This is a genomic window from Streptomyces sp. WAC06614, from assembly GCF_003949795.1.
In the GTDB taxonomy this organism is placed as follows: Bacteria; Actinomycetota; Actinomycetes; order Streptomycetales; family Streptomycetaceae; genus Streptomyces.
The window spans coordinates 1-9,708 of sequence record NZ_RPRY01000265.1 but is presented as its reverse complement, the minus strand read 5'-3'; the positions used below and the strand labels follow the sequence as shown (position 1 = coordinate 9,708).

Genomic DNA, 9,708 nt, shown 5'->3' with positions numbered 1-9,708 from the left:
GCCAGCGCCCTCACCCTCGCCGGCATCGCCCTGACCAACGTGCTGCTGCCGGTGATCGTCAAGCGCTGGTTCCCCGCCCGCCTCGGGACCATGACCGGCCTGTACTCCATGGCCCTGGCCACCGGTACCTCGCTGGCCGCCGCCGCGACCGTCCCGCTGACCGACGCCCTCGGCGGGAGCTGGCGCACCGGCCTGCTGGTCTGGGCCGGACTCGCCGTCGTCGCCGTCCTGCCCTGGCTGCCGCTGGCCCGCCGGACCCGGCAGGACGCCCGCGCCCGGGCCGCGGCCGCCGGCCCCGCCGCGGCGGCCCCGGGCGCCGACACCGGCCCGCGCGTGGTGCGCAGCCGGACCGCCTGGGCCCTGGCCTGCTACTTCGGGCTCCAGGCCACCGGCGCGTACATCACCATGGGCTGGCTCCCGCAGATCTTCCGCGACGCCGGGGTCTCCGCCGGCACCGCCGGGGTGCTGCTCGCCGTCACCATGGTCATGGGCGTCCCGCTGGCCTTCGTCATCCCCGGTGTGGCCGGCCGGCTGAAGAACCAGGGCCCCGTGGCCGTCACCCTCGGCCTCTTCGGCCTCGCCGGGTACGCCGGCCTCTACTTCGCCCCGGCGGCCGGCGCCTGGGCCTGGGCCCTGCTGCTCGGCGTCTCCAACTGCGCCTTCCCGCTGGCCATCACCATGATCGGGATGCGCGCGAAGTCCCCGGCCGGCGTCGCCAAGCTCTCCGCCTTCGCCCAGAGCACCGGCTACCTGATCTCCCTCCCCGGGCCCCTGCTCATCGGCGCGCTCTACCAGCACAGCGGCGGCTGGGACCTGCCGCTGACCTTGATGGCGGCCCTGATGGTGCCGCAGGTCCTGGTCGGCGTCCTCGCGGGACGGGACCGCACGATCGAGGACGAATGCGGCATGCGAGACTGACCGCATGCCCGTCCTCGAACCGAACCCGCAGAACGGCCACAAGAAGCTCGGCATCGTCCTCGCGGCGATGCTCGGTGTGACCGTGATCATCGCCGTCATCGCCACCCTGGCGTCCCCCTGAGCCGGACCCGGCACCGGGACGGCCGGGGTAGGGATATCCCCACCGCCCCCTAGGGGGTCAGGTTCAGGGGGGAGTGGGGTGTGCCCCGGATGGGAGACCGGCCGTCGGATCCATAGATTCGACGGCAGAGAGGAACTCCCAGCCGAACACCCACGGAGGCGGTCATGCCGGCCCCCCTGCCCACCCGGTCCGTCACCCACCCCGCCGCGGGCGCCGACGCCCGTCTGCACTGGTGGGCCCTGGCCCTGCCGGCCCTGGCCTTCGGGCTGCTCCTGCTGCTGCTCGCCGGCTCCGGACAGGCGCACGCCGCATCCGGCGACGGCTCCGCCCTCACCCAGGTCACCGGGCGGCTCCTGCGCGTCCTCGGCTGACCCGGAACCCCGCCCGCCGCGGTCCGCCGCCCGTGCGGGTGAGCCCCCCAACACCCTGCGCCCCGAGGGCCGTTTCGTGGGAAGCTGGGGGTCATGAGCGCCGATACACCTCGCAGGATCGCCATCCTCCGACACGCCAAGGCCGACTGGCCCGACGTGGCCGACCACGACCGCCCGCTGGCGGAGCGCGGCCGCAAGGACGCCCCGGCCGTGGGGCTGAAGCTGGCCGACACCGGCATCGCCTTCGACCTGGCCCTGTGCTCCACCGCCGTCCGGACCCGTGAGACCTGGAAGCTCGCCGCCCACGAGCTGCCGCACCGGCCGAAGACCGTGTACGAGGAGCGGCTCTACGACGCCTCGCTGGGCGAGATCATCGCCGTGCTCAACGAGGTCTCCGACGAGGTCTCCGACGTGATCGTCATCGGCCACAACCCCGGCATGCACGCCCTTGCCGACGCGCTCGCAGGCCGCGCCGAGGGCGACGCCCTGGCCCGGATGAACCGCTCCGGCTTCCCGACCGCCGCGCTGGCCGTCGTCACGTTCACCGGCTCGTGGAAGTCCGTGGAGCACGGCGTCGGCACGCTCGTGGACTACTGGACCCCGAAGGACCACGGCTGACGCGCCCGGGCCCCGGCCGTGCAGCGCCGGCCGGGCCCGTCCCCGTACGTGTGTCGCGTACGTGCTCACGTCCGCAGCGGCGGCCTCAGGCCAGGTCCGCCGCCTCGACCTCTTCCCGGGTGATCCCCAGCAGGTACAGCACCGCGTCCAGGAACGGCACGTTCACCGCGGTGTGCGCGGCCTCCCGGACCACCGGCTTGGCGTTGAAGGCCACGCCGAGCCCGGCCGCGTTCAGCATGTCCAGGTCGTTGGCGCCGTCGCCGATCGCCACCGTCTGGGCCAGCGGCACCCCGGCCTCGGCGGCGAAGCGGCGCAGCAGCCGGGCCTTGCCCGCCCGGTCCACGACCTCGCCGATCACCTTGCCGGTCAGCTTGCCGTCGACGATCTCCAGGGTGTTGGCGGAGGCGAAGTCCAGGCCGAGCCGCTCCTTGAGGTCGTCCGTGACCTGCGTGAACCCGCCCGAGACCACACCGACCTGGTAGCCCAGCCGCTTCAGGGTCCGGATCAGGGTCCGGGCGCCCGGCGTCAGGCGCACCTCGGCGCGCACCTTGTCCACCACCGAGGCGTCCAGGCCCGCCAGCAGCGCCACCCGGGCGTGCAGCGACTGCTCGAAGTCCAGCTCACCGCGCATCGCCCGGGCGGTGACCTCGGCGACCTCGTCCTCGCAGCCCGCGTGGGCCGCGAAGAGCTCGATCACCTCGTCCTGGATCAAGGTGGAGTCCACGTCCATGACGACCAGCCGCTGGGCCCGCCGGTGCAGACCGGCGGACACCACGGCCACGTCCACGCCGAGGTGCGAGGCGGCCAGCGCCAGGGAGGTGCGCAGCGGCTCGGTGGCGGTGCCGGACACGGCGAACTCCACGGCCGTCACCGGATACTTGGCCAGCCGGAAGATACGGTCGATGTTGCCGCCGGTCGCGGTGATCCGGGCGGCGATGGCGGCCGTGGACTCCGCGGTCAGCGGGTTGCCGAGCACGGTGACGTGGGAGCGGCCCTCGCCGCGCGGCCGGTTGTCACCGGTGCCGGAGAGGATCTCGGCCTGGAGCTTGAGGGACTCGGCCCAGCTGTGGACGGTGGCCCGCAGCTCGCCCTCGGCGCCGTTGCCGGGCTTGGTCACGAGGGCGCACAGGACGATACGGCCGCGGGTGACCACCTGCTCGATGTCCACGACATCGACGGAGTAGGCGGCGAGGGTGTCGAACAGCCCGGCGGTGATCCCGGGACGGTCCTTGCCGAAGATCTTGACGAGGAGGGTGGGGACGTCGGAGGTCTGCGAAGCGCTCATGGTGCACCCCACCGTATCCCCTGGACCCCGTCACGGCTCCCCCTGGACCACTTCGTGGACGCCGGGTGCCACCGCAGGTCAGCCGCGGGGCGAGGCCGGGGTGAGGGGACGGTGTACGGGGCACCGGCCCACGGTGGCGCCCCGGTGAACACCGGGCGCGCCCGACGGCCGGCGGCCGCCCCCGACAGCCGATGGCCGGTCCCGTTACCCCGGCCCGCCCCGTACGCGTGCGGTCGAGAAGTCCCGATTCTCACCCTCCGGGGGGTTTCCGGCCCCGCCGACAGGTGGCCGCGGGGCAGCCGTGCGGTTCCGTACCCGGCCCGAATACCACTTGTGGTCGCTGGCCTGGAATAGTTCCCCCGGATGTTCGCCATCCCTAGACTCCCTGACTGCAGGGGGATTCTCGGGGGACAACAAGTGGGGCTGGAGTGCCGGAACTCGTACTGGAATTGAATGGACGGACCTGGACGCTGGATCCGTCCCGGTCGTACACGCTGGGGCGGGACCCCCAGGGAGACATGGTCATCGACGACGCCCGGGTCTCCTGGCGTCACGCCAGCATCAGCTGGAACGGCCGGGGTTGGGTCCTGGAGGACCACGGCAGCACCAACGGCACCTATGTGCACGGGGGGAGGGTCCAGCAGGTCGAACTCGTGTCGGGGACGCCGGTGTACCTCGGCAACGCCACCGACGGGCCGCGGCTGAATCCGAGTGCCGCCGCCGCGCCGCAGCCGGTCGCGCACCAGGCGCAGGCCCACCAGGCGCAGGCGCACCAGGCGCAGGCTCAGCAGGCGTGGCCCGGCTCCCAGCAGGCGCAGCAGCATCAGCCGCACCAGCAGCAGCAGCCGTTCGTCCCGCAGCAGCAGCAGCACCAGCAGCAGCCGCACGCGGGCGGCCCCGCCGCCCAGCCGGCCGGCGGGCACCAGGGCTACAGCGACCGCAGCCCGACGACGTTCCACCAGATCGCCGTCGGCCGCGTCATGCGCATCGGTCGTGCCCTGGACAACGAGCTCGTGGTCTCCGACCTCCAGGTCTCGCGCCACCACGCCGAATTCCGCTCCACCGGCGGCCGGTTCGAGATCCACGACCTCGGCAGCCACAACGGCACCTACGTCAACGGTCAGCCGCTGGCCAAGTCCGGCTCCGCGCTGCTCGGCCCGAACGACATCGTCGGCGTCGGCCACTCCACGTTCCGCATCGTCGGCGACCGGCTGGAAGAGTTCGTCGACACCGGTGACGTCTCCTTCTCGGCGCGCCACCTCACGGTGACCGTCGACGGCGGCAAGCAGATCCTCAAGGACGTCACCTTCGGCGTCCCGGAGAAGTCGCTCATCGGCGTCATCGGCCCCTCCGGCTCCGGAAAGTCCACGCTGCTCAAGGCGCTCACCGGCTACCGGCCCGCCAACCAGGGCGAGGTCCTCTACGACAACCGGAACCTCTACAAGCAGTTCGCCGAGCTCCGCCAGCGCATCGGTCTGGTCCCGCAGGACGACATCCTGCACAAGGAGCTCAAGGTCTCGACCGCCCTGAAGTACGCGGCCAAGCTCCGCTTCCCCGGCGACACCGCCGAGTCCGAGCGCGCCGCCCGGATCGACGAGGTGCTGCGCGAGCTCAAGCTCGACATCCACAAGGACAAGAAGATCACCGCGCTCTCCGGCGGTCAGCGCAAGCGCGTGTCCGTGGCCCTGGAGCTGCTCACCAAGCCCTCGCTGATCTTCCTCGACGAGCCGACCTCCGGCCTCGACCCGGGCATGGACCGCGACGTCATGCAGCTGCTGCGCGGCCTCGCCGACGACGGCCGCACGGTCCTGGTCGTCACCCACTCCGTGGCCGAGCTGTCGCTGTGCGACAAGCTGCTGGTCATGGCCCCGGGCGGTTCGGTGGCGTACTTCGGCCCGCCGGACGAGGCGCTGAACTTCTTCGGCTACAGCACCTGGGCCGACGTGTTCTCGGCGTTCGAGAACTACCGGGACTACGACTGGGCCGGCCGCTGGAAGGGCTCGCAGCACTACCAGCTCTACGCCGCCGACCTCGACGCGGTCGCCCCGCAGCAGGCCACCATGCCCTCGCCGCAGCAGATGATGCCGCCGAAGGCGCAGGGCTGGGGCGACCAGCTGTGGACGCTGATCCGCCGCTACCTGTCGGTCATCGCCTCCGACAAGGGCTTCATGGTCCTGATGGTGGCGCTGCCCGCGGTCCTCGGCATCGTCTCCACGGTCATCCCGGCGAAGTTCGGCCTGGCCCCGCCGGTCCCGCCGAGCCGCTTCAACGGCGACGCCGGCACGATCATGCTGATCCTCGCGGTCGGCATGTGCTTCTCCGGCGCCGCCAACTCGGTCCGTGAACTGATCAAGGAACGGGTCATCTACGAGCGCGAACGCGCCACCGGCCTGTCCCGCTCGGCGTACCTGATGTCGAAGGTGATCGTCCTCGGCGTCATCACCGCCATCCAGGGCGTGATCATCTGCGCCATCGGCTTCGGACCGCGCAAGCTGCCCGCCGAGGGCCTGTTCATGTCGCCGGCCGCCGAGATCTGCATCTCGGTGATCGCCCTGGGCTTCACCTCGATGATGTTCGGCCTGGTCATCTCCTCGCTGGTGAAGACCTCCGAGAAGACCATGCCGCTGCTGGTCATGTTCGCGATCGTCCAGGTCGTGTTCACCGGCATCCTGTTCCAGATCTACGACAAGCCGGGCCTGGAGCAGTTCGCCTGGCTGATGCCCTCCCGCTGGGCCATCGCCGCGGCCGGCACCACGCTGAACCTCGGCAAGCTGATGGCGCCGTGGGACCAGGAGCACCCGGAGAACACCGACCCGCTGTGGGACCACACGGCCGGCCAGTGGACCCTGGACGTCCTCGTCCTGCTCGCCCTCGGCATCGCCTGCGGCTTCGCGGTGCAGCGCCTGCTGCGCCGCCACGAGCCCGAGGTCATGCGCAACTAGTCGGCCCCGGCCGGACGGCGTACGACAACACCGCAGGGGCGGCACCCGGAGACCGGGTGCCGCCCCTGCGGCATGGGGGACGAAGAGCGCTGCTCTCAGTAGGCGCTGTTCACGTTGTCCATGGAGCCGTAGCGGTCGGCCGCGTAGTTGCAGGCGGCGACGATGTTGGCGACCGGGTCGTACTGGTCGAACTTGGTGCCCTCGACGTGGTACGCCTTGAAGGTCGGGTAGATGACCTGGAGCAGACCCTTGGACGGGATGCCGTTCTGGGCGTTGATGTCCCAGTTGTTGATCGCACGCGGGTTGCCGCTCGACTCGCGCATGATGTTGCGCTTGATGCCGGCGTAGGTGCCGGGGATGCCCTCGCGCTTCATGATGAAGAGCGCTTCCTTGATCCAGCCGTCGAGGTTGTTGGCGAAGACCGGGGTGCGGGCGGCGGACCGGCTCGCGGCCTCCTTCTCCTCGCGCTCCTTCTTCGCGGCGGCCTCGGCCTTGGCCTTGGCGTCCGCCTTGACCTTGGCGTCGGCGGCGGCGGCCTGCTTGACGGCGGCGCTCTGCTGCGCGGTCAGGTGCTCGACGTTCTTGGTCTGGGTCTCCATGACCTTGGTCCACGCGACCGGGGCGGCGTCGATGACCTGGGTCTCGGCGGCACCGGCCGGCACCAGGGAGAAGGCGAGGGCGGCGGCACCCAGGGCGGAGACACCGGCGAGAGCCGTCTTGTGGGCCTTGGTCAGACGGCTATGACCAGCAGAGCGGGACGCAGACATGGAGCACACACCTTTACGAAGAGAGCGGGCCGCAGGAAAGCGCCGTGTGGATCCGGGATCCGACGGCGCTGTGCGACGGCAGCCATTCTTAGCGGCGGCAAAATCCTGTGGCAAAGGTGTGACGTACGAAGCCGGATAGTGGATCAGCAGTCCGCGATCACGCCCCCATTTCGCCGCATGGGCCGCTCCCAGCGGCCCTCACAGCGTCCTTATCCCTCCACTACGCGCCTTCGTAAGTGATGTGCGCCCTATGCGAGGGCTCACATCGACCACGTGACTGTCTCACGCTGCGTTGCGCCAGCAATGCAATCCGTCAAACCCCCTGCCTGAGGCGGAATGTCCGGTATGCAGAGAGGACTCCCTATATAGGGGGGAAGCCCGCCACCGCCGCGGGTACGGTGAGCCCATGCACAACGGACCGGGAGCCGGGCTGGCCGCGGTGAGCACCGCCCTGCTGGCGATGAACCGCCAGATGGAGGTCCGCGACGTCCTGAAGACGATCGTGGTCTCGGCCCGCGAACTGCTCGACGCCGAGTACGCCGCCCTCGGCGTCCCCGACGACCACGGCGGCTTCGCCCAGTTCGTGGTCGACGGCGTCAGCGAGGAACAGTGGCGCGGCATCGGCCCGCTGCCCCGCCAGCACGGCATCCTCGCCGCCATGCTCCACCGGCCCGAGGCCCAGCGGCTGGCCGACGTCCGCACGGACCCCCGCTTCGGCGGCTGGCCGGCGTCCCACCCCGAGATGACCGACTTCCTCGGGCTGCCCGTCCGGGACGGCGAGGAGATCCTCGGCGCGCTCTTCCTCGCCAACAAGCACGGCGGCGGCGGCTTCACCACCGCCGACGAGGACCTCCTGGGCATCCTCGCCCAGCACGCCGCGATCGCCCTGACCAACGCCCGGCTCTACGAGCGCAGCCGCGAGCTGACCATCGCCGAGGAGCGCTCCCGCCTCGCCCACGAGCTGCACGACGCCGTCGCGCAGAAGCTGTTCAGCCTGCGGCTCACGGCCCAGGCCGCGGCGGCCCTGGTCACCCGCGACCCGGCCCGCGCCAAGGACGAGCTCCAGCAGGTGGCCGCCCTGGCCGCGGAGGCCGCCGACGAGCTGCGCGCCGCCGTGGTCGAGCTGCGCCCGGCCGCCCTCGACGAGGACGGGCTGGTCGCCACCCTGCGCAACCAGGTCCAGGTCCTCGACCGCGCCCACACCGCGCACGTCACCTTCACCTGCGACGGCGTACGGGCCCTGCCCGCAGCCCAGGAGGAGGCCCTGCTCCGGGTCGCGCAGGAGGCCCTGCACAACGCCCTGCGGCACTCCGGCGCCGCCCGGGTCGACGTCACCCTGACCCGGCGGCCCGACGGACCCGTGGTGATGCGCGTACGCGACGACGGCCGCGGCTTCGACCCGCAGTCGGTCCGCCGGGCCGGCCGGCACCTCGGCCTGGTCTCCATGCGGGACCGGGCCGCCGGCGCCGGCGGCCGGCTCACCACCCACTCGGCGCCCGGCCAGGGCACCACGATCGAGATGGAGGTACCCGGTGGCTGACACCCCCGTCCGCGTCCTGCTGGTGGACGACCACCAGGTCGTCCGCAGGGGCCTGCGCACCTTCCTGGAGGTCCAGGACGACATCGAGGTGGTCGGCGAGGCCGGCGACGGCGCGCACGGCGTCGAGCTGGCCGAGGAACTGCGCCCCGACGTGATCCTCATGGACGTCAAGATGCCGGGCATGGACGGGGTGGACGCCCTGCGCCGGCTGCACGAGCTGGCCAACCCCGCCCGGGTGCTGATCGTCACCAGCTTCACCGAGCAGCGCACGGTCGTCCCCGCGCTGCGCGCCGGCGCCGCCGGATACCTCTACAAGGACGTCGACCCCGACGCGCTCGCCGCGGCCATCCGCTCGGTCCACGCCGGGCACGTCCTGCTCCAGCCGGAGGTGGCCGGCGCCCTGCTGGCGCAGGACACCGGGTCGGGCCGGGGCGGCAGCACCCTGACCGAACGCGAACGGGAGGTGCTCGGGCTGATCGCGGACGGACGCGCGAACCGGGAGATCGCCCGAGCCCTGGTCCTGTCGGAGAAGACGGTCAAGACGCACGTCTCCAACATCCTGATGAAGCTGGACCTGGCCGACCGCACCCAGGCGGCGCTGTGGGCGGTGCGCCACGGGGTGACGCGGACCGGGTGACGCGGACCGGCTGGCGGAGGACGGCCGCCGGTGACGGGCCCGCGCCGAAATTCATACGGTCGGGTGGATGTACCCCACACGGCGTACCCGCCTCTGGCGGCCGACCGTTCTCCAGGGCGTGCCGCGGCGGACGGCCGCGGCAGACGCACTGGAGGAATCCGAACGTGAAGAACATCAAGAAGGCCGCGGCCGTCACCCTGATCGCGGGCGGCCTGGTCGCCGCGGGCGCCGGCGTGTCCATGGCGCACGGTGGCGCCCACGCGGAGGGCGAGGCCCTGAACTCGCCCGGCGTGGCGGCCGGCAACCTGGTCGAGGTGCCCGTCCACCTCCCGGTCAACGTGGTCGGCAACACCGCGACCGTGATCGGCCTCCTGAACGGTGCCTGGGGCAACACCGGCGTCAACGCCTGACCCCACCCCGACCCGGCGCCGGGCCCGGGGTGCACCTCCCCCCACACCCCACCCGGCGCCGGGTCGGGGTGGGGTCAGGCGTTGACGCCGGTGTTGCCC

10 protein-coding genes are annotated in these 9,708 nt (G+C 71.9%); 8 read left to right on the top strand and 2 right to left on the bottom strand.

Annotated features, from left to right (window positions below; genetic code table 11):
* From EF918_RS27040 to EF918_RS27030, 4 genes are all read left to right on the top strand, one after another.
* Positions 1-918: MFS transporter (locus EF918_RS27040; protein WP_125651458.1), on the top strand; the 918-nt coding region annotated here is incomplete at its 5' end.
* A gap of 4 nt (positions 919-922) precedes the next feature.
* Positions 923-1,039 carry an SGM_5486 family transporter-associated protein gene (locus EF918_RS38565; protein WP_260610718.1) on the top strand — a complete coding sequence of 39 codons (117 nt, stop codon included), beginning with the start codon at positions 923-925 and terminating at the stop codon, positions 1,037-1,039.
* Between the two features lie 164 nt (positions 1,040-1,203).
* Positions 1,204-1,410: a hypothetical protein gene (locus tag EF918_RS27035; protein ID WP_125651456.1), complete on the top strand. Its 207-nt coding sequence runs from the start codon at positions 1,204-1,206 to the stop codon at positions 1,408-1,410.
* 93 nt (positions 1,411-1,503) lie between these two features.
* Positions 1,504-2,028: a histidine phosphatase family protein gene (locus EF918_RS27030; RefSeq protein ID WP_125651454.1), complete on the top strand. Its 525-nt coding sequence runs from the start codon at positions 1,504-1,506 to the stop codon at positions 2,026-2,028.
* A gap of 85 nt (positions 2,029-2,113) precedes the next feature.
* Here the strand turns inward: EF918_RS27030 and serB are convergent, their stop codons facing one another.
* The gene (gene serB / locus EF918_RS27025; protein WP_125651452.1) at positions 2,114-3,313 is read right to left on the bottom strand and encodes a phosphoserine phosphatase SerB; all 1,200 of its coding nucleotides are present in this window, start codon (positions 3,311-3,313) and stop codon (positions 2,114-2,116) included.
* Positions 3,314-3,762: 449 nt separating this feature from the next.
* Here serB and EF918_RS27020 point away from each other — a divergent pair, with 449 nt between their 5' ends.
* Positions 3,763-6,255, top strand: coding sequence for an FHA domain-containing protein (locus EF918_RS27020; RefSeq protein ID WP_125651460.1), 2,493 nt, complete (start codon positions 3,763-3,765; stop codon positions 6,253-6,255).
* A 95-nt stretch (positions 6,256-6,350) separates the two neighbouring features.
* Here EF918_RS27020 and EF918_RS27015 read toward each other — a convergent pair whose 3' ends face one another.
* The gene (locus tag EF918_RS27015; protein ID WP_125651450.1) at positions 6,351-7,022 is read right to left on the bottom strand and encodes a transglycosylase SLT domain-containing protein; all 672 of its coding nucleotides are present in this window, start codon (positions 7,020-7,022) and stop codon (positions 6,351-6,353) included.
* Positions 7,023-7,428: 406 nt separating this feature from the next.
* Here EF918_RS27015 and EF918_RS27010 point away from each other — a divergent pair, with 406 nt between their 5' ends.
* From EF918_RS27010 to EF918_RS27000, 3 genes are all read left to right on the top strand, one after another.
* On the top strand, positions 7,429-8,562 hold the full coding sequence (locus tag EF918_RS27010; protein WP_125651448.1) for a GAF domain-containing sensor histidine kinase: 1,134 nt from the start codon (positions 7,429-7,431) through the stop codon (positions 8,560-8,562).
* On the top strand, positions 8,555-9,199 hold the full coding sequence (locus tag EF918_RS27005; RefSeq protein WP_125651446.1) for a response regulator transcription factor: 645 nt from the start codon (positions 8,555-8,557) through the stop codon (positions 9,197-9,199). Before EF918_RS27010 ends, EF918_RS27005 begins: the two co-directional genes overlap by 8 nt.
* A gap of 164 nt (positions 9,200-9,363) precedes the next feature.
* Positions 9,364-9,609 carry a chaplin gene (locus EF918_RS27000; RefSeq protein ID WP_125651444.1) on the top strand — a complete coding sequence of 82 codons (246 nt, stop codon included), beginning with the start codon at positions 9,364-9,366 and terminating at the stop codon, positions 9,607-9,609.
* Positions 9,610-9,708: the final 99 nt, after the last annotated feature.

Bases quoted from the DNA above. Each gene is read 5' to 3' on its own strand.
- EF918_RS38565 (WP_260610718.1), top strand. From the start codon at position 923: ATGCCCGTCCTCGAACCGAACCCGCAGAACGGCCACAAGAAGCTCGGC.
- EF918_RS27035 (WP_125651456.1), top strand. From the start codon at position 1,204: ATGCCGGCCCCCCTGCCCACCCGGTCCGTCACCCACCCCGCCGCGGGC.
- EF918_RS27030 (WP_125651454.1), top strand. From the start codon at position 1,504: ATGAGCGCCGATACACCTCGCAGGATCGCCATCCTCCGACACGCCAAG.
- serB (WP_125651452.1), bottom strand. From the start codon at position 3,313: ATGAGCGCTTCGCAGACCTCCGACGTCCCCACCCTCCTCGTCAAGATC.
- EF918_RS27015 (WP_125651450.1), bottom strand. From the start codon at position 7,022: ATGTCTGCGTCCCGCTCTGCTGGTCATAGCCGTCTGACCAAGGCCCAC.
- EF918_RS27010 (WP_125651448.1), top strand. From the start codon at position 7,429: ATGCACAACGGACCGGGAGCCGGGCTGGCCGCGGTGAGCACCGCCCTG.